The organism is Kitasatospora sp. NPDC036993, assembly GCF_055607525.1.
Genome location: NZ_JBVJRP010000006.1, coordinates 510,796 through 530,353, shown reverse-complemented (window position 1 = coordinate 530,353; position 19,558 = coordinate 510,796). Strand labels below are relative to the sequence as shown.

Here is a 19,558-nt window from a genome sequence, read left to right as displayed (position 1 = left end):
GGGTACGCGGTGTTCACCGTATGCGCACGCGACGTGGTGTGGGGTCTTTGCTTGAAAGGTGCCGCGCGCCCTTGAAAGGCGGTGGCGGGCGAGACGCGCGCTGTTTACGCGCTGCGGTCCAGGGCGCGCAGCGAGCGGTCCGTGATGGAACGCGCGCCGCGGCCGATGGCGACCAGGCCGGACTGGACCAACTCCTTGATGCCGTAAGGCTCCAGCATCCGGAGCATGGCCTCCAGCTTGTCCGAACTGCCGGTGGCCTCGATGGTCACCGCTTCCGGCGACACGTCGACGGTCTTGGCACGGAACAGCTGGACGATCTCGACGATCTGCGACCGGGTCTCGTTGTCGGCGCGGACCTTCACCAGGACCAGTTCCCGCTGGATCGCAGCGGACTGGTCGAGTTCGACGATCTTTATCACGTTCACGAGCTTGTTGAGCTGCTTGGTGACCTGTTCCAGCGGGAGGTCCTCGACGTTGACCACGATCGTCATCCGGGACACGTCCGGGTGCTCGGTCGAGCCGACGGCGAGGGAGTCGATGTTGAAGCCCCGACGGGAGAACAGCGCGGCGATGCGGGCGAGCGCGCCGGGCTTGTTCTCGACCAGGACGGAGAGGGTGTGCTTGGCCATGGGATTCCTCAGTCGCTCAGGAGGGGTCCGGCGTAGCCGGTCCCGAGAAGGGCGGTGGCGGGCGACGGGTGGGTAGCAGGGGGCGTCAGTCGAGGTCGTCGCCGAAGTCGGGGCGCACGCCCTTGGCGAACTGGATCTCGTCGTTGCTGGTGCCGGCCGCGACCATCGGCCAGACCATGGCGTCCTGGTGGACGATGAAGTCGATGACGACCGGGCGGTCGTTGATCTCCATCGCCTGCCGGATGACCGCGTCCAGGTCCTCGGGGCGCTCGCAGCGCAGGCCCACGCAGCCCATCGCCTCGGACAGCAGGACGAAGTCGGGGATCCTGGTGCCCTGGGCCGGCGGCTCGATGCCGTCGTGGCCGGGGCCGGAGTGCAGCACGGTGTTGGAGTAGCGCTGGTTGTAGAACAGCGTCTGCCACTGCCGGACCATGCCGAGCGAGCCGTTGTTGATGACCGCGACCTTGATCGGGATGTCGTTCAGGGCGCAGGTGGCCAGCTCCTGGTTGGTCATCTGGAAGCAGCCGTCGCCGTCGATCGCCCAGACCGCGCTCTCCGGGCGGCCGGCCTTGGCGCCCATCGCCGCGGGGACGGCGTAGCCCATCGTCCCGGCGCCGCCCGAGTTGAGCCAGGTGCCCGGCTTCTCGAAGCCGATGAACTGCGAGCTCCACATCTGGTGCTGGCCCACCCCGGCGGCGTAGATCGCCTCGGGGCCGACCAGCCGGCCGATCCGCTCGATGACCTGCTGCGGCGAGAGCTGCCCGTCCGGGGCCGGCTCGTAGCCGAGCGGGTAGGTCTTCTTCCACTCGTCGAGCCGCTCCCACCACTCGGTGTAGTCGCCCTTGTGGCCGGCGTCGAACTCGGCCTGGACGGCGACGATCAGGTCGGCGAGGACCTCCCGGGCGTCGCCGACGATCGGCACGTCCGCCGGGCGGTTCTTGCCGATCTCGGCCGGGTCGATGTCGGCGTGGACGACCTTGGCGTTGGGGGCGAAGCTGTCCAGCTTGCCGGTGACCCGGTCGTCGAAGCGGGCGCCGAGGGTGAACAGCAGGTCGGACTTCTGGAGCGCGGTGACGGCCGGGACGGAGCCGTGCATGCCCGGCATGCCCAGGTGCTGCGGGTGGCTGTCCGGGAAGGCGCCGAGCGCCATCAGGGTGGTGACCACGGGGGCGCCGGTCAGCTCGGCGAGGATCCGCAGCTCGGCCGTGGCCTGCGCCTTGATCACCCCGCCGCCGACGTACAGCACCGGGCGCTTGGCGCCGACCAGCAGCTTCGCGGCCTCGCGGATCTGCTTGGCGTGCGGCTTGGTCACCGGGCGGTAGCCGGGCAGCGCGGTCTCGACCGGCCAGCGGAAGGTGGTGGTGGCCTGGAGCGCGTCCTTGGCGATGTCGACCAGGACCGGGCCCGGGCGGCCGGTGGAGGCGATGTGGAAGGCCTCGGCGATCACCCGGGGGATCTCGGCCGGGTCGGTGACCAGGTAGTTGTGCTTGGTGATCGGCATCGTGATGCCGCAGATGTCCGCCTCCTGGAAGGCGTCGGTGCCGATCGCCTTGGAGGAGACCTGGCCGGTGATCGCGACGACCGGCACCGAGTCCATGTACGCGTCGGCGATCGGGGTGACCAGGTTGGTCGCGCCCGGGCCCGAGGTCGCCATGCAGACCCCGACCCGGCCGGTGGCCTGGGCGTAGCCGGTGGCGGCGTGACCGGCGCCCTGCTCGTGCCGGACCAGGATGTGGCGCACCTTGACGGAGTCCATCAGCGGGTCGTACGCGGGAAGGATGGCGCCGCCCGGGATGCCGAACACGGTGTCCGCGCCCACGGCCTCCAGGGAGCGGATGAGCGACTGGGCGCCGGTCATGGTCTCGACGACGTGCTGGGGAGCGGGAGCGTTCGCGGCCGGGTTGTCCCCGCGGCGGGGGGATGCGGCGTGCTCGGTCATCTGCCTGTCTCTTCTCGGGTTTTGCCGACTCGGTGCTGCGGGCCCCGGTGCTGCGAGGGAGGGGTCCCGGTCCGGGTCGATCGCCGGCTCTGCCTCGATCGTCCCGCTCTGGTCCGGTACGTCGGACGTGCTCGGGCGGCCGAGGCCAGGGGTCTTGCGGAGGTGGAACAGCGTCAGTGCAACAAAAAACCCCTCGTGCCCAAGGGCATGCGAGGGGTGGCGCGTCGGTCTGTCACGAGCAGGGCGTTCGAGCCCACTCAGCCGACGCGCCCGCCAAGTACGAGAATTCGGGTGCGCATGGCAACGACCTTCCTCCCGTGCGGGGCGGCATGTCAAGCAGGTGGGATGACCGTCTCGCCATGCGGACCGCCGGACGGGCCGGTGGCGGCACGGCGTTCGGGCAGGTCAGGACCGCCGTGGTGATGTGCGCCACGTCCCGGCGTGGCGTCCGTCCTGGCACCCGCCCGGCCACCCGCCCGGGTGTCGGCGGCGGCGGCCGGGTACGGGCGCCGGGCGGAGAGCGGGCCCGGCGGCGTGGGCAGCGGATAGCTCCGGCGGGCCAGCGCCCGGCGCAGCCGGGGCTCGTCCAGCGGCGGGGCGAAGGCCGAGCCCTGGGCCTGCCCGCAGCCCAGGTCCTGGAGCGCGGCGACCTGCCGGGGCAGGTCCACGCCCTCCGCGGCGGTGGCCATGCCGAGGTCGCGGCCGAGCCGCAGCGCGTGCCCGGCGAGGGTACGGCTGAGCGGGGACTCGCCGAGGTCCTGGACGAGCGTGCGGTCCAGCTTGAGCCCGTCCAGCGGCAGCCGGGCGAGCGCGCCGAGCGAACCGCCGCCGGCGCCGTACCCGGCCAGCCAGGTGGAGACGCCGAGGCCGCGCAGGGCGGAGAGCCGGCGGCCGAGTTCGTCGGCGAGCGAGTCCGGGCCCATCCTGGCCACCTCGATCACCAGCTCGTCGGCGGGCAGTCCGCTGTCGCGCAGCGCCGCGGCCACCGTCTCGTACAGGCCGGGCGAGCAGAGCCGTTCGACGGAGAGCCGGACGGCCACCGGGACGGGCTCCGGCGCGACGCGGCCCCTGCCCGGCAGGCCGCGCCGCTCGGCGGCCGCGGTGACCGCCTCCAGGACCAGCCAGCGGGAGAACCGGGTGGCCGCGTCGCCGTGCTCGGTCGAGCGCAGGAACTCGGCCGGGGTGAGCAGCAGGCCGCCCAGCGAGCGCCAGCGGGCCTGTGCCTCGACGCCGGTCACCGTGCCGCTGGAGAGGTCGACCACGGGCTGGTGGAGCAGTGTGAAGCCGCCCTCCCGGACGGCCAGCCGCAGCCGTTCCTCCAGCTCGGTGCGGCGCTCCAGGTCGGCCCGCATCGCGGGGGCGTAGAGCACCACCCGGCCCTTGCCCTCGGACTTGGCCCGGTACATCGCGAGGTCGGCGTTGCGCATCAGCTCGTCGGCGGCGGCTCTGGGGTCGGCGGCCGCGCCGCGCTCGGGGGTGCCGAAGGCGATGCCGATGCTGGCGGCGACACCGAGTTCGGCGCCGCCGATCCAGTACGGGTCGGAGAGCGCGAGCCGCAGCCGCTCGGCCAGCTCCTGGACCTGGAGGCGGCCCAGCGGGCCGCAGACCAGGGCGGCGAACTCGTCGCCGCCGAACCGGGCGACGGTGTCCCCGCAGCGGACGGCGTTCTGGAGCCTGCGGGCGGCCTGCACCAGCAGCTCGTCGCCGACCTGGTGCCCCGCGGTGTCGTTGACCGCCTTGAAGCCGTCCAGGTCGATGAAGAGCACGGCGATCCCGGCGCCCGTGTCGCCCAGCTGGCCACGGGCGCCGAGGGCGGCTCTCAGTCGCTGGGTGAACAGCGCCCGGTTGGGCAGGTCGGTGAGCGGGTCGTGGAAGGCGTTGTGCTGCAACTGGGCCTGGAGCATGACGCGTTCGGTGACGTCCCGGCTGTTGAGCAGCAGGCCGTCGCGGTGCCGGCTGATCGTGGACTCGACGTGCAGCCACTCCCCGGAGCCGGAGCTGATCCGGCACTCGACCCGGGTGGAGAGCTCGGCGTTGCCGGGGCCGCGGTGGGTGGTGAGCCGGACCCTGGCGACGTAGCGGCGGACCTCGGAGAGCACCCGGCCGACGTCCTCGGGGTGGACCAGGTCCAGCAGGTTGCCGCCGACCAGCTCCTCCGGGTCCCGCCCGTAGACGCCGAGCGCGGCCGGGGAGACGTACGAGAGCACGCCGTTGGCGCCGGCGATCATGATGACGTCGCTGGAGCCCTGCACCAGGGAGCGGAAGTGCGCCTCCTTGTGGGCGAGTTCCTGGGCCAGCGACAGGTTGTCGAGCAGCATCACGCCCTGCCGGAGGATCAGCGCCAGCCCGACGGTGCAGGCGGCGGCCGCCACCACCCGGTCCAACTCCCGCCCGCCGAGGGCGTTGTAGAGGATGCCGGCGGTACAGACCGCGGCGGCGGCGTACGGGGTGAGCGCGCTGAAGGTGGTGGCCACCCGGCGGCGCGGCAGGCCGCCGGCCGAGGGGTGCTCGCGCAGCGGGCGGCGCCGGCGCGGCGACCACGGCGCCCAGGCCAGCAGCAGACTGCCGGAGAACCAGCCGGCGTCCAGGAGTTCGCCCGAGTGGTAGCTGCTGCGCAGCTCAGGGGAGGTGAACAGGGCGTCGCAGGTGACGGTGACGGCGAGCGCCAGCATCGCGGTGTGCACCGCGGCCCGGTTGCCGTCCCGGCCCCCGAAACGCAGTCCCACCACCAGGCTGACCAGCAGGATGTCCAGCACCGGGTAGGCCAGGTTGAGGGCCAGCCGCAGCGGGGAGCCGTCCTCGCCGGCCGCGATCCGGCCGAGCGCCAGGCTCCAGCTCAGGGTGAACAGCGAGCCGGCGATCAGCCAGCCGTCGAGCAGCAGGCAGAGCCAGCCGGCCGCCGTGCGCGGGTGCTTGGCGAGCACCAGGACGCCGGTGATGGCGAGCGGGGCGAACAGCAGGAAGGCGTACTCGGCGAGCGAGTCCTTGGGCAGCGGGGTGCGTTCGACCAGCTCGTACCAGCCCCAGGTGCCGTTGCCGAAGGCCACCATGAACGAGGAGAGGCCGAACAGCAGCCAGGCAGGGCGGGCGTGCCCGGCGGCCGTGCAGCCGTACACCAGGCACGAAAGCGCGGCCGCCAGGGCCGCCGCGGCCAGGCCGAAGTCGCCCATGAAGACGGACAGTTGGTGCGATCCCCAGCCGGCCGCGGCGCCGCTGGCGTAGGCCAGGCAGAGCACGCCCAGGACGAGGCCGGGCAGCGTGCGGCTCTCCCGGAACCGCCACAGCGGGCAGCGACGGGCCGGCGCGGGCACGTCGGCGGCGGACGTGTCGGTGTGCGGTGCGTCCGGCCGTCCGGTTCCGGGCAGCACCGTTTCGGTGGAGCTCACTCGGCCTCTCCCCCTCCGGCCCGGGGCCTCGCGCCCCGGCCACGGGCCACCGGCCGCGCACCTCTCGGCCGTGCGCGGTGGCCTGGCGCCCCGTCAGGGCGGTGGCCCAGGGGGTGGGCGGCCTTCCGACCGCCACACCGTACCGATGCTCCCAAAATGGACCCTACACCAATTCCGTCACTCAATGACACGCACACTCAACTTAGAGTAATGGCGAAAGGGTGGGGAAATGCCCCTGATTCCTACGGATAGGCCCGGTTGGCGGCGGCGCGCGGGCGGGGGCTCACGCGGCGCGCACGGGAGCATGAGGCGGCGCCCGAACACCGGTTCCAGGACGGACGAACGGCGGTGCCGGGCAGGCGCGACGACGATGCGGAGCGACGGTGCCGGGCAGGCGAAACGGCGGGCCCGGACCGGTCGAAGCCGGTCCGGGCCCGTGGCGGGGCGTGTCTCAGCGGCCGGAGGGGGCCAGGTCGTCCGGGAACAGCCGCAGCCGGTGCGCCAGCGCGGCCGCCTCGCCCCGGCCGCCGACGGCGAGCTTGCCGAGGATGTTGGAGACGTGCACGCTCGCGGTCTTCGGAGAGATGTACAGTTCCCCGGCGATCTGCCGGTTGGTCCAGCCGCGCGCGAGCAGCCGGAGCACGTCGCGCTCACGGGGAGTGAGGTTGAAGGAGTCCCCGGCGCTCTGGACCGGTACCGCGGCGGCCGTCCGCCCGGCCGGGGCGAGGCTCAGCCCGGCCCGTTCGGCCAGGGCGGCGATCTGCCCGCCGAGCAGCCGGTCGTCCCGGACGGCCGCCAGTTCGGCCGCCTCGCGCAGCAGTTCGGCGCCGGCCTCGCGCCGCCCGGCCTGCACCGCGGCCTCACCGGCCCGCAGCAGGGCGAGCGCGAGCGGGTACGGCAGGCCGGTCGGCCGCAGTGTCTCGACCGCGGCGGCCCAGCCCTCCGGGGTGTCCGCACCCTCGGCGCGCGCCAGTTCGGCCTCCAGCAGCCGGGCCCAGCCGTGGTGCAGCGGCGCCCTCGGCCGCAGTTCGGCGGCGGCCGCGGCGATCGCCGCCAGCGCCCCCGCCCGGCCCGCCTCGGCCTGTGGCAGGCCCCGGCTGTCCGCCTCCACCGCGGCGGCCTCGGCCAGCAGCGGGTAGACGTCGGACTCGTTGCCGCTGCGCCCCTCCTCGGCGAGCGCGGCGAGCAGCTCGGCCCTGGCCTCCAGCGGCCGGCCGCCGAGCGCCGCGAGCCGCACCGCCAGCCGGCTGATCGGCACGCTGTGCTGGACCTGGCCGACCCGGTTGGCCGCCCTGGCCTGCGCCAGCATGGTCGCCGCGACGGGCAGGTCGCCCTTCAGCAGGGCGAGTTCGCCGCGCATCCGGTCCAGGAACTCGGCGTGGGTGCCGGTCAGGCTGGTCAGCTCGCAGGCGGCGAGCACCTCGGCGGCCTCCCCCACCCGCCCGAGGTCGGTCAGCGCCTCGACCAGGTTGCCGGTCAGGATGGTGCCGATGTTGCGCAGCAGGCCCTTGCCGTCGGCGAAGTCCAGGCCCTCCCTGCTCAGGGCGACGGCCTCCTCTGACCGGCCCAGCCCGCGCTGCATGCTGGCCAGGTTGTTGATGCCGCGCAGCAGCAGGTCGGGCACGCCCAGCAGGCGGGCCCGCTCGACCGCGCCGGCGAGTTCGGCCAGCCCGCCCTCGGCGTCGCCCTGCAACTCGTAGCGCAGGCTGCCGAGGGTCATCCTGGCGTGCACCTCGACCGAGTGGGCGCCGACCTCCTGGGCGGTCCTGATCGCCCGCTCGGCCAGCCCGACGTGCTCGGGGCCCGGCTTCTTGAGCATGGCGGACCCGGCGCCGAGGGCGAACACCTCGGCCTGCACGGCGGACGGCGCCAGGTGCTCCACCAGCCGGTGCGCGTGGGCGATCTCCTCGTCGTCCCCGGAGCGGCGCAGACTGCCCAGCATCCGGGCCCGGTTGATCCGGAACCAGGCCGCCCGCACCGGGTGTTCGGCTTCGTCGACCAGCCGGATGCCGCGCTTGGCCAGGCTCAGGCCGCGCTCGCGGTCGCCGCTGCGCCGGGCCGCGACCACCGCCTCGGCCAGCACGTCGACCAGCTGGATCCGGCCGCAGTCCTCGTCCGCGCCACTGTGGTCGCAGGAGCCCGGCGGGTAGGTCTCGGCCCAGTCGTACGGGCGCAGGGTGTGCGCCAGCACCTCCTCGGAGACCAGGTCCCACAGCTCCAGGGCCCGTTCCAGCATGCCGAGTTGCTCGGCGAAGGCGTTGCGGCGGCGGGCCGCGCGGGCGGCGTCCAGGGCGGTCGGCAGGGCGCGGGCCGGATCGTGCGCGTGGTACCAGTAGTTGGCCAGCCTGGCGGGCAGCGCGTCACCGGGGACGAGCTGCGGCTGGGCCTCCACGGCGAGTGCGAACTTGCGGTTGATCCGGTGCCGTTCGCCGGGCAGCAGGTCGTCCGAGACCGCCTCGCGGACCAGCGCGTGCCGGAACCGGTAGCCCTCGCCCTCACTGTCCGGGCGCAGGATGTTGGCGCCGACGGCCACCCGCAGGGCCTCGATCAGCGCCTCCTCGTCGTCGTCCAGGACGGCGGCCAGCAGGGCGTGCTCGACGTGCGAGCCGCCCTCGGCGGCGATCCGCACCACCCGCTGGGCGTCCTCGGCCAGGCCCTCGACCCGTACCAGCAGGATGTCCCGCAGCGAGTCGGTCAGCCCGGCGCCGCAGCCGTCCTCGAAGGCGGTGGCCAGCTCCTCGACGAAGAACGGGTTCCCCTCCGAGCGGCGGTGGATGCGGTCCACCAGCTGGCGGTCGGGGGCGGTGGTGCCGAGGATGCCGGCCAGCTGGGCCGCGACCTCGCGACGGTCGAACCGGGCGAGCTCCAGTCGCTGGACGGTGCGCAGCCGCTCCAGCTCGGCCAGGAAGGGGCGCAGCGGGTGCCGGCGGTGCAGGTCGTCGGTGCGGTAGGTGGCGACCAGCAGCACCCGGGAGCGGTGCAGGGTGCGCACCAGGAAGGCGAGCAGCTCGCGGGTGGAACGGTCGGACCAGTGCAGGTCCTCGACGGCGAGGACGAGGGTACGGTCCGCGCCGAGCCGTTCGAACAGCCTCGCGGTGTGCTCGAACAGCCGGGCCCGGCTGTACTCGTCGTTGGGTTCGCCGTCCACCTCGCCGAACTCGGAGAGCAGCAGGGCGAGATGACCCTCGCTGCCGGCCGCGGCGGCCTCCAGTTCGGCGCCCAGCGAGCGGTGCAGCCTGCGCAGCGCGGTGGCCAGCGGCGCGTACGGGAGCCCCTCGGCGCCGACCTCCAGGCAGCCGCCGAGCGAGGTGACCGCGCCCCGGGCGGCGGCGCGCTCCAGGAACTCCTCCAGCAACCGGGTCTTGCCGACGCCCGCCTCGCCGCCGATCAGGACGGCCTGCGGGCTGCCGGTGCCCGCGCGGCGCAGCGCGTCGGTCAGCTCGGTGATCTCGTTGCCACGGCCGACGAAGACGGGGCTGACCGATGTGTGCTGCATGGAGGCGAGCATGCCATAGCCGGTGGGGACCGGCCGAGGGGTTATCTCCCAGCGCGAACGGGGTGCGGGGCCCGAACGCCCGGAGGGGGAGACGCTCACTCGCAGCGTCTCCCCCTCCGGGACTCCGTCGGCACCGTCCGGGTGCCGGACCGTCAGCATTCGGGCTGACGCACGGGGCGCCGCTGGAAGCGGGTGGCCACCGGACGCTGCCGCAGCCGGCTCGCCTCCTTGGCCTCGCGCACCAGGCGCTCGTGCTCGGCGCGGGCCACGAGCTCGTGGGCCTGTTGCTGGAAGGTCTGGTACTCGATCATCTCTGCTCCCCCTGCGGGTCTCACTGCGTTTCGCCGTCCTGCTGACGAGTAAGAGCTTCCTCCGCCAGTGGGGGGTGCCGCATCGGGAGCGTGCCGCATCTTCCGGGGCCCGGAGGCCTTAGATCGGGGGCAGATCGGGCGCGGGAGAAGGTTTAAGGCCCGACCTCACCCCATTACAGAGGTGAGACCGGGCCTTAGGCCTTACTTAGAGGGCCTTAGATGGCTTAGATGCCTTAGGAAGACAGGGTTGACAGCCTGAGGAGCATCTCAGTCGGAGGCGCCCAGCTTTCCGGGCTGTGCCTACTGTCCTTCCACGGCAAGCCGCTCCAGGATCAGATCCTTCACCCGGGCCGCGTCGGCCTGGCCGCGGGTGGCCTTCATGACCGCGCCGACCAGCGCGCCCACCGCGGCGACCTTGCCGTCGCGGATCTTGGCGGCGATCGCCTCGTTCTCGGCGATGGCCTGGTCGACGGCGGCGCCCAGCGCGGAGTCGTCCGAGACCACGGCCAGGCCGCGCTTCCCGACGATCTCGTCCGGCTCGCCCTCGCCGGCCAGCACGCCCTCGATGACCTGGCGGGCCAGCTTGTCGTTCAGCTTGCCCTCGGCGACCAGCGCGGCGACCCGGGCGACCTGCGCCGGGGTGATCGGCTGCTCGCTCAGCTCGGTGCCGGTCTCGTTGGCGCGGCGGGCCAGCTCGCCCATCCACCACTTGCGGGCCTGGTCGGCGGGGGCGCCGGCCGCGATGGTCTCCTGGATCGACTCCACCGCACCGGCGTTGAGCACCGACTGCATGTCCTTGTCGGACAGGCCCCACTCGGCCTGGAGCCGGGCGCGGCGCACCCGCGGCAGCTCGGGCAGGGCGGCGCGCAGCTCCTCGACCCACTCCCGGGCGGGGGCCACCGGCACCAGGTCCGGCTCGGGGAAGTAGCGGTAGTCCTCGGCGTTGTCCTTGATCCGGCCCGAGGTGGTGCTGCCGTCCTCCTCGTGGAAGTGACGGGTCTCCTGGATGATCGTGCCGCCGTCGGTGAGCACCGTGGCGTGCCGCTGGATCTCGAACCGGGCGGCCCGCTCCACGCTGCGCAGCGAGTTGACGTTCTTGGTCTCCGAGCGGGTGCCGAAGGTCTCGGTGCCGTTCGGGCGCAGCGACAGGTTGACGTCGCAGCGCATCTGGCCCTTGTCCATCCGGGCCTCGGAGACGCCCAGCGCCTTGATCAGCTCGCGCAGTTCGGCGACGTACGCCTTGGCGACCTCGGGGGCGCGCTCGCCGGCCCCCTCGATCGGCTTGGTGACGATCTCGATCAGCGGGATGCCGGCCCGGTTGTAGTCGAGCAGCGAGTGGGTGGCGCCGTGGATGCGGCCGGTGGCCCCGCCGACGTGGCTGGACTTGCCGGTGTCCTCCTCCATGTGGGCGCGCTCGATCTCCACCCGGAAGGTCGTGCCGTCCTCCAGCTGCACGTCGAGGTAGCCGTTGAAGGCGATCGGCTCGTCGTACTGCGAGGTCTGGAAGTTCTTGGGCATGTCCGGGTAGAAGTAGTTCTTCCGCGCGAACCGGCACCACTCGGCGATCTCGCAGTTCAGCGCGAGGCCGATCTTGACGGCCGACTCCACGCCGGTCGCGTTGACCACCGGCAGCGAGCCCGGCAGGCCCAGACAGGTCGGGCAGGTCTGGCTGTTCGGCTCGGCGCCCAGCTCGGTCGAGCAGCCGCAGAACATCTTGGTCTTGGTACCCAGCTCGACGTGGACCTCAAGGCCCATCACCGGGTCGTAGGAGGCCAGTGCGTCGTCGTAGGACACCAGATTCATGGTGCTCACAGGAATCCCTTCGTCTTCAGTGCGTCTTCGGTGTCCACACGCCATCGTTGGTACGACGGCAGCTGGGAGAGAAGCTCAAGGCCGATGTGTTTGGGCGGACGTCCTTGTTCTTCCCCGTGGGCACGGCGGGCCCGGGCCGTCAGCCCGGGCCCGCCACGGCTGCTAGCCCAGCAGCACGTCGTCGGAGCCCAGGTGACGCAGCTCGCGCACCAGCAGGGCGGTGCCGGTGACCAGCGCGGCCGCGCCGACCAGCGCGTTGACCAGCTTGAGGGTGTCGCTCTCCGCGCGGGCCTTGCGGACGTCCTTGGCGATGGAGATCGCGCCGAACGCGCTGGTGCCGATGGACAGCCACAGGCCGGGCTTCGAGTGCTTCCACCCCTTGAGCGAAGCGGACTGGGACTTCGCCTTCTCGATCTTGCTCACAGTGCCGGTGCCTCCTCCAGCAGGGTGTGCCCCCACTTGTCGTTGAGTGCGGCCTCGACGGCGCCGCCCACGCGGTACAGGCGGTCGTCCGCCATCGCGGGTGCGATGATCTGGAGGCCGACCGGGAGATTGTCCTCCGGGGCCAGGCCGACCGGCAGCGACATGGCCGCGTTGCCCGCCAGGTTCGACGGAATCGTGCACAGGTCTGCCAGGTACATCGCCATCGGGTCGTCGGCGCGCTCGCCGATCGGGAAGGCGGTGGTCGGCGTGGTCGGCGAGACCAGCACGTCCACGCCCGCGAAGGCGGCGTCGAAGTCGCGCGAGATGAGCGTGCGGACCTTCTGGGCCGAGCCGTAGTAGGCGTCGTAGTAGCCCGAGGACAGGGCGTAGGTGCCCAGGATGATGCGGCGCTTCACCTCGGGGCCGAAGCCGGCCTCGCGGGTCAGGGCGGTGACCTCCTCGGCCGAGCGGGTGCCGTCGTCGCCGACCCGCAGGCCGTAGCGCATGGCGTCGAAGCGGGCCAGGTTGGAGGAGCACTCGCTGGGCGCGATCAGGTAGTACGCCGGCAGCGCCAGGGTGAAGGACGGGCAGGAGACCTCGACGACCTCGGCGCCCAGCTCGCGCAGCAGCTCCACCGACTCGTCGAAGCGCTGCATCACGCCGGCCTGGTAGCCCTCGCCGGCGAACTCCTTGACGACGCCGATCCGCATGCCGCGGACGTCGCGCATCCTCGCGGCCTCGACCACGGCCGGGACGGGCGCGTCGATCGAGGTGGAGTCCAGCGGGTCGTGCCCGGCGATGGCCTCGTGCAGCAGCGCCGCGTCCAGCACGGTGCGGGCGCACGGGCCGCCCTGGTCGAGCGAGGACGAGAACGCCACCAGGCCGTAGCGGGACACCGAGCCGTAGGTCGGCTTGACGCCGACGGTGCCGGTGACGGCGCCGGGCTGGCGGATCGAGCCGCCGGTGTCGGTGCCGATCGCCAGCGGGGCCTCGAAGGCGGCCAGCGCGGCGGCCGAACCGCCGCCGGAGCCGCCGGGGATGCGGGACAGGTCCCACGGGTTGCCGGTCACGCCGTACGCGGAGTTCTCGGTGGAGGAGCCCATCGCGAACTCGTCCATGTTGGTCTTGCCGAGGATGACCACGCCGGCGTCCTTGAGACGGCCGGTCAGCGTGGCGTCGTACGGCGGGATCCAGCCTTCGAGCATCTTCGAGCCGCAGGTGGTCGGGATGCCCTTGGTGGTGAAGACGTCCTTGAGCGCGAGCGGGACGCCGGCCAGCGGGCCCAGCTCCTCGCCCTTGGCGCGCTTCTCGTCGACGGCCCTGGCCGCGGCCAGCGCGCCCTCGGTGTCGACGTGCAGGAAGGCGTTGACCTTCTTGTCGACCGCGTCGATGCGGTCCAGGTGGGCCTGCGCGACCTCGACGGCGGACACCTCGCCCTTGGCGATGGCACCCGCGGTCTCGGCGGCCGTCCACTTGATGATCGGCGTGGGGATCAGCTCGGTCATTTCGGTCAGTCCTCCCCGAGAATCTGCGGCACACGGAATCGCTGCTCCTCGGCGGCGGGGGCGCCGGACAGCGCCTGCTCCGGGGTGAGCGACGGCCGTACCTCGTCCGCGCGCATGACGTTGGTCAGCGGCAGCGGGTGGGAGGTCGGCGGGACGTCCTGTCCGGCGACCTCGGAAACGCGGGCGACCGCGCCGATGATCACGTCGAGCTGCTCGGCGAAGTGGTCCAGCTCTTCGGGCTTCAGCTCAAGACGCGACAGCCGGGCGAGGTGGGCGACCTCCTCGCGCGTGATGCCAGGCATGCAGCGATCCTCAGGGTGAGTTCTGGTGAGGCCCGGCGGTGCCTTGCGGACGGTGCCGGGCCCGGGTCGGAGCAGCCGGGTTCGACGCTCCGTCCTCGTGGTCTTTGGACCCCATCCTATGGGGCCGGGACCGGCCACCGGCCAACGCGTGAACCGAGGCGCCCGTCACCGCCCCGTCACCACCCCGTCACCGCCCCGGCGCGACGTCCTGCGGGTGCCCCCGGCCGCGCCGTCCGCCGGGTTCCGCCGCGGCCTGGTGCAGCCGCGGTCTGGTGCTACTGCGGCCTGGTGCGGGCCCAGCCCTGCGGATTGATCTCCATGTGGGCGGCCTGCGCCACCTGCGCCACCTGGGCCACCGGCGCCACCGGCGGCAGCGTGGGCGGGATGACCGGCGGCCGGCACGGCGGGAGCGTCGGCGGCAGCACCGGCAGCACCGGCGGCCTGACGGGCTGGGCGATCGGCCTGGTGCCCTGGGCCGGCTGGAAGCCGGCGTGCAGCTGGGGCGGTACGCCGAGCCGCTCCACCGGCGGGGCGCCGGTGCGGTGCACCCGCAGCCAGGCGGTGGCCTGCTCGGCCGGCAGCGCCGCCGACACCAGCCAGCCCTGGACGGCGTCCACGCCCATGCAGTGCAGCCGCTCCCAGGTCTCGTCGTCCTCGACGCCCTCGGCGACCACGGTCAGGCCCAGCGAGTGGGCGAGCTCCACCGAGCAGCGGACCACCGCCGCGTCGTGGTCGTCGGCGACCATCCGGGAGACGAAGGAGCGGTCGATCTTCAGCTCGCCGACCGGCAGGCTGCGCAGCCGCACCAGCGAGGAGTGCCCGGTGCCGAAGTCGTCCAGGGACATCCCGACGCCGTAGCCGCGCAGTTCGGCCAGGGTGTCGGCGGCCCGCCGGGAGTCGTCCAGCAGCAGCCGCTCGGTGATCTCCAGCTGGAGCGCGTGGGCGGGCACCTGGTGGCGCACGAGGTGCCCGGCCACCCGCTGGGCGAAGCCGGGGTTGAGCACGTCGCGCGGCGAGACGTTGACCGCGACCTGCACCTGGAGGCCCTGTTCGCGCCAGTACGCGAGCTGGCCGACGGCCGCCTCCAGCACGTAGTCGGTGAGCCGGGGCATCAGGCCGCTGGACTCGGCGAGCCCGACGAACTCGTCCGGCGAGACCTTCCCCTGCCCTGGCCGCTCCCAGCGCAGCAGCGCCTCCAGGCCGACCACCCGGCCGTCGAAGGCCACCTTCGGCTGGTAGTGCAGCTGCACCTCGCCGGCCTCCAGCGCCCGGCGCAGGTCCCCCAGCAGACCGATCCGGTACGGGGTGTCGGCGTCCTGGGTCTCGTCGTACTGGGCCACGCCGCTGCATCCGCGCTGGGCGTGGCCCATCGCGACGTCGGCCCGGCGCAGCAGCGACTCGGCGTCCTGGGCGTGCTGCGGGTAGACGCAGACGCCGCCGCTGGCCTCCAGGACGAGCAGCAGTCCGTCCAGCCGGATCGGGGCGGCGAGTTCGGCGATCAGCGCCTTGGCGACCCGTTCCAGGCTGTCCGGGCAGTTGATGCCGGGCAGCAGGACGGCGAACTCGTCGCCGCCCATCCTGGCCACCATCGGACGGCCGCGGCGGTAGTGCCTGGGCAGGCCGGCGAAGACGTCGTCGATGGACTCCCGGGTGGCGCTGCCGGCCGGACCGCCGGAGCGCAGTGCCCGGTGCAGCCGGCGGGCGATGTGAACCAGCAGCCGGTCGCCGGCCGTATGACCGAGTGTGTCGTTGAGCGACCGGAAGCGGTCGAGATCGAGCAGGATGAGACCGACGCTGTAGCCCTGTTCACACTCCGCGATCGCCTCCTGGGCGGCCAGCAGCAGGGCCTGACGGTTGGGCAGGTCCGTCAGGGGATCGGTCAGCTGGTCGCGGGCGCGGTCCCGGGCGATCCGCCAGGCCGCCACCAGCACCGCCAGGGGCACGGCGAACAGCGGCAGCAACTCGGGTTCGTACCGGTAGACCAGGACGGCCAGCGGGATGAGCGGCGCGGCTCCGGCCAGCAGCACGCCGAGCAGCAGGACCGCCCCCGCCACCCCCTGCGGCGGGCGTGTGGGCGCACCGCCGGTCGTACGATCCATAAGCCCTGTCCTCCGTCGGGCCCGCCCCGTCAGGCCGCCTTACGGTGAGGCACCGTGCCGGTACCGACAGCTGCCGGGCATGGAGCGACCCCGCGGAACACCGGCCCAGCCGGTGCCCCCACCCCTGCTGACACTCTGTTGCGCTCCAGGGTATGCCGGGGTCCACCCGGTGGGCAGACTTTCGGACAACCGGAAACGCGCCACCGCGCCCGGGTGTCGCACAGTGACACAATGCCCGCTTTCACAGGGCGGCACCCGATGACGCTGCATCAGGACGATAACAACACCGATCCGGTCACCGGCCGCCCGGGTCAGTCCTCGACGGGCTCCTTCTTCGCCTCCTCCGCCCCCTCCGGCTCCGGAAGTCCCAGGTGGGCACGGGCGGCGGCCGGCCCGTCGGCGAGCAGCACGGCGAACCCGGCGTCGTCCAGGACCGGCAGGCCGAGCTGAACGGCCTTGTCATACTTGGACCCTGGATTGTCACCGGCGACCACAAAATCGGTCTTCTTCGAAACCGAACCGGTCACCTTCGCTCCGCGCGAGGTCAGCGCCTCCTTGGCGCCGTCCCGGGTGTGGCCGGCCAGGGTGCCGGTCACCACGACGGTCAGGCCCTCCAGCGGACGGTCCGCCTCCTCCTCGTCCGCGAACTCCTCGGTGAAGCGGACGCCGGCGGTGCGCCACTTCTCCAGGATGTCGCGGTGCCACTCCTCCTGGTACCACTCGACCACGGACCGGGCGATGATCGGCCCGACCCCCTCGACGGCGGCCAGCTCCTCCTCGGTGGCCGAGAAGATCCGGTCCAGGTCTCGGAACTCCCGGGCCAGCTCCTGCGCGGCGACCGGCCCCACGTGCCGGATCGAGAGCCCGTTGAGGAAGCGCCAGAGCGGACGCTCCTTGACCTTCTCCAGGTTCTCCAGCAGGAGACCGGCCGTCTTCTTGGGCTCGCCCTTCTGGTTGGCGAAGAAGGTGGCCTTCTTCTCCTTGCCGGTCCGGTCGTCCAGCTTCGGCATGCCCGTCTTCTGGTCGCGCACCAGCACCTGGATCGGCAGCAGCTGCTCCATGGTCAGCCCGAAGATGTCGCCCTCGTCCTTCACCGGCGCCTCGGCCGGCTCCAGCGGCTGGGTCAGCGCGGTGGCCGCGACGTAGCCGAGGCCGTCGATGTCCAGCGAGGAGCGGCCGCCCAGGAAGGCGATCCGCTCCCGGATCTGGGCCGGGCAGAACTGGGCGTTGGGGCATCGCAGATCGATGTCGCCCTCGGACATCGGACGCAGCTCGGCCCCGCACTCGTGGCAGTGCGAGGGCATCACGAACTCCTGCTCGGTGCCGTCCCGCAGGTCCTCCACCGGCCCGAGGATCTCCGGGATCACGTCACCGGCCTTGCGCAGCACGATCGTGTCGCCGAGCAGCACGCCCTTCGCCTTGACGATCTCCTGGTTGTGCAGCGTCGCGTACTGCACCATCGAACCGGCGACCTTGACCGGCTCGGCCAGCACCGCGAACGGGGTCGCCCGGCCGGTGCGCCCGATGCCGACCCGGATCTGCGCCAGCCTGCCGGTGACCTCCTCCGGCGGGTACTTCCAGGCGATCGCCCAGCGCGGGGACTTGGAGGTGGATCCGAGCCGGCCCTGGAGGGCGATCTCGTCCACCTTGACCACGACGCCGTCGATCTCGTGCTCGACCGAGTGCCGCTGCTCGCCGAACTGCCGGATGAACTCCCGCACCTCGTCGAGGGTCCCGACCACCCTGTTGTGCCGGGCGGTCGGCAGGCCCCACGCGCGCAGCAGGTCGTAGGCGTGCGACTGGCAGTCGATGTCGAACCCCGTCCGGGCGCCGATGCCGTGCACCACCATGTGCAGCGGACGGGAGGCGGTGACGTGCGGGTCCTTCTGGCGCAGCGAACCGGCGGCGGCGTTGCGGGGGTTGGCGAACAGCTTGAGGAGGGCCTGCGGGCGCTTGCCCTCCTCGGCGCGCGCCTCGTTCTCCGCCCTGCGGCGCTCGTTCTCGGCCGCGAGCGAGGCGTTCAGCTCCTCGAAGGCCTCGGTCGGGAGGAACACCTCACCGCGGATCTCCACCAGCTCGGGGATGTCCTCGCCCTTGAGGCGGTGCGGGATCTCCTTGATGGTGCGGACGTTGGCGGTGATGTCCTCGCCGACCCGGCCGGTGCCCCGGGTCGCGGCGAGCACCAGCTCGCCGCGCTCGTAGGTGAGGTTGACGGCCAGGCCGTCCACCTTGAGCTCGCACAGGTAGTGGTAGTCGATGCCGTCCAGCTCGCGGGCGACCCGCTCGGCCCAGGCGGCGAGTTCCTCGTCGTCCATCGCGTTGTCGAGGCTGAGCAGCCGCTCCCGGTGCTCGACCTTGGTGAAGCCCTCCGCGACGTCGCCGCCGACCTTCTGCGTCGGCGAGTCCGGGGTGACCAGGGCCGGGTGCTCGGCCTCGATCACCTCCAGCTCCCGCATCAGGGCGTCGAACTCGGCGTCGCTGACGATCGGGGCGTCCTGCTCGTAGTACCGGGCGCGGTGGTCGGTGATCTCCTGTGCCAGCTCGGCGTGCCGCCTGCGCACCTCCGCCGGGACGTCCTCCCAGCCCTCGACAGCCGTCACCGCAAGCCCTCCTACGTTCTCATTCCGGGTTGTCCACCAGGCTCTGTGCCGCCCGCGACGCGAGCGACAGCGCCTTGCGCGCGTACGCCGGGGAGGCCCCGGACAGCCCGCAGGTCGGCGTCACCAGCACGCGGCGGCCCAGCAGCTCCGGGGCGAACCCGAGCCTGCGCCACAGGGTCCTGACACCCTGGACACTACCGGCAGGGTCGGACACTGCCTGGTCAGTGGCGGGAACGACACCAGCGAGGATCGCCGTGCCCGCCTCCACGGCCTCGCCCAGGTCGTCGTCCTGGCGCTCGGTGAGGAGGGAGAAGTCGAGGGAGATCCCGGCGACTCCGGCGCGGCGCAGCAGCGGGACCGGGACGTCCGGGGCACAGCTGTGCACCACCACGGGCACGTCGAGGCTCCGGATCACCTCCCGCAGCACCTCCTCGGCGACCTGCCGGTCGACGGCGCGCAGCCGCTGGAAGCCGCTGGCGGTCTTCACCGACCCGGACAGGACGGCGGGCAGCGAGGGCTCGTCCAGCTGGAGGACGAGCTGCGCGCCCGGCACCCGCCCGCGGACGTCCGCGAGGTGGCGGCGCAAGCCCTCGGTGAGCGAGCCCGCGATGTCGCGGCAGGCCCCGTGGTCGGACAGCGCCTTCTCGCCGTGCTTCAGCTCGACGTTCGCCGCCAGCGTCCAGGGGCCGACGGCCTGGAGCTTGAGCGCGCCCTGGTAGCCCTGGGTGAACTCCTCCAGCGCGTCCAGGTCCTCGCCGAGCCAGGAGTGGGCCCGCCGGGTGTCCCGGCCGGGACGGTCGGCGAACCGCCAGCCGCTGGGCTCGGTCTGCGCGAACAGCTCGACCAGGAGGCCGGCGCCGCGCCCGATCATGTCGGCGCCGGGCCCGCGCGCGGGCAGCTCGGGCAGGAACGGCAGGTGCTCCAGCGCGCCGGTGGCGGTCTTGGCCGCCTCCCGGGCGTCGGTGCCGGGCAGCGAGCCGACGCCGGTGGCGGCGCCGCGCAGGTCGGGGAAGGGATGTGGGGTGCTCACCCGCCCGAGCCTACTCAGCCGGGCGG

At 72.9% G+C, this 19,558-nt stretch carries 12 protein-coding genes; all 12 read right to left on the bottom strand.

Annotation, left to right across the window (positions count from 1 at the left end):
• Positions 1-104: 104 nt before the first annotated feature.
• Entirely contained in the window at positions 105-629 is a 525-nt protein-coding gene (ilvN, locus tag ACZ7C5_RS16210; protein ID WP_188296763.1) for an acetolactate synthase small subunit, read from the bottom strand.
• An 85-nt stretch (positions 630-714) separates the two neighbouring features.
• Positions 715-2,568 (bottom strand): acetolactate synthase large subunit, encoded by a 1,854-nt coding sequence (locus ACZ7C5_RS16205; RefSeq protein WP_188296762.1) that lies wholly within the window; start codon positions 2,566-2,568, stop codon positions 715-717.
• 332 nt (positions 2,569-2,900) lie between these two features.
• Complete coding sequence (locus ACZ7C5_RS16200) at positions 2,901-5,954, bottom strand: putative bifunctional diguanylate cyclase/phosphodiesterase (protein ID WP_470322776.1); 3,054 nt, start codon at positions 5,952-5,954, stop codon at positions 2,901-2,903.
• A 451-nt stretch (positions 5,955-6,405) separates the two neighbouring features.
• Positions 6,406-9,450, bottom strand: coding sequence for a helix-turn-helix transcriptional regulator (locus tag ACZ7C5_RS16195; protein ID WP_470322775.1), 3,045 nt, complete (start codon positions 9,448-9,450; stop codon positions 6,406-6,408).
• A gap of 152 nt (positions 9,451-9,602) precedes the next feature.
• A complete protein-coding gene (locus ACZ7C5_RS16190) occupies positions 9,603-9,761 on the bottom strand; it encodes a hypothetical protein (protein WP_188298359.1) in 159 nt (52 codons plus the stop codon).
• 300 nt (positions 9,762-10,061) lie between these two features.
• The gene (gene gatB, locus ACZ7C5_RS16185; RefSeq protein ID WP_401083766.1) at positions 10,062-11,564 is read right to left on the bottom strand and encodes an Asp-tRNA(Asn)/Glu-tRNA(Gln) amidotransferase subunit GatB; all 1,503 of its coding nucleotides are present in this window, start codon (positions 11,562-11,564) and stop codon (positions 10,062-10,064) included.
• Positions 11,565-11,735: 171 nt separating this feature from the next.
• Positions 11,736-11,996 carry a hypothetical protein gene (locus ACZ7C5_RS16180; protein ID WP_401083709.1) on the bottom strand — a complete coding sequence of 87 codons (261 nt, stop codon included), beginning with the start codon at positions 11,994-11,996 and terminating at the stop codon, positions 11,736-11,738.
• Positions 11,993-13,501: an Asp-tRNA(Asn)/Glu-tRNA(Gln) amidotransferase subunit GatA gene (gatA, locus tag ACZ7C5_RS16175; protein ID WP_188298354.1), complete on the bottom strand. Its 1,509-nt coding sequence runs from the start codon at positions 13,499-13,501 to the stop codon at positions 11,993-11,995. Before gatA ends, ACZ7C5_RS16180 begins: the two co-directional genes overlap by 4 nt.
• Positions 13,502-13,506: 5 nt before the next feature.
• Positions 13,507-13,803 (bottom strand): Asp-tRNA(Asn)/Glu-tRNA(Gln) amidotransferase subunit GatC, encoded by a 297-nt coding sequence (gatC, locus tag ACZ7C5_RS16170; RefSeq protein WP_030057414.1) that lies wholly within the window; start codon positions 13,801-13,803, stop codon positions 13,507-13,509.
• A gap of 275 nt (positions 13,804-14,078) precedes the next feature.
• Positions 14,079-15,902, bottom strand: coding sequence for a putative bifunctional diguanylate cyclase/phosphodiesterase (locus tag ACZ7C5_RS16165; protein ID WP_470322774.1), 1,824 nt, complete (start codon positions 15,900-15,902; stop codon positions 14,079-14,081).
• A 311-nt stretch (positions 15,903-16,213) separates the two neighbouring features.
• Positions 16,214-18,502 carry an NAD-dependent DNA ligase LigA gene (gene ligA / locus ACZ7C5_RS16160; protein ID WP_470322773.1) on the bottom strand — a complete coding sequence of 763 codons (2,289 nt, stop codon included), beginning with the start codon at positions 18,500-18,502 and terminating at the stop codon, positions 16,214-16,216.
• Between the two features lie 19 nt (positions 18,503-18,521).
• On the bottom strand, positions 18,522-19,532 hold the full coding sequence (locus ACZ7C5_RS16155; protein ID WP_470322772.1) for a methionine synthase: 1,011 nt from the start codon (positions 19,530-19,532) through the stop codon (positions 18,522-18,524).
• Positions 19,533-19,558: the final 26 nt, after the last annotated feature.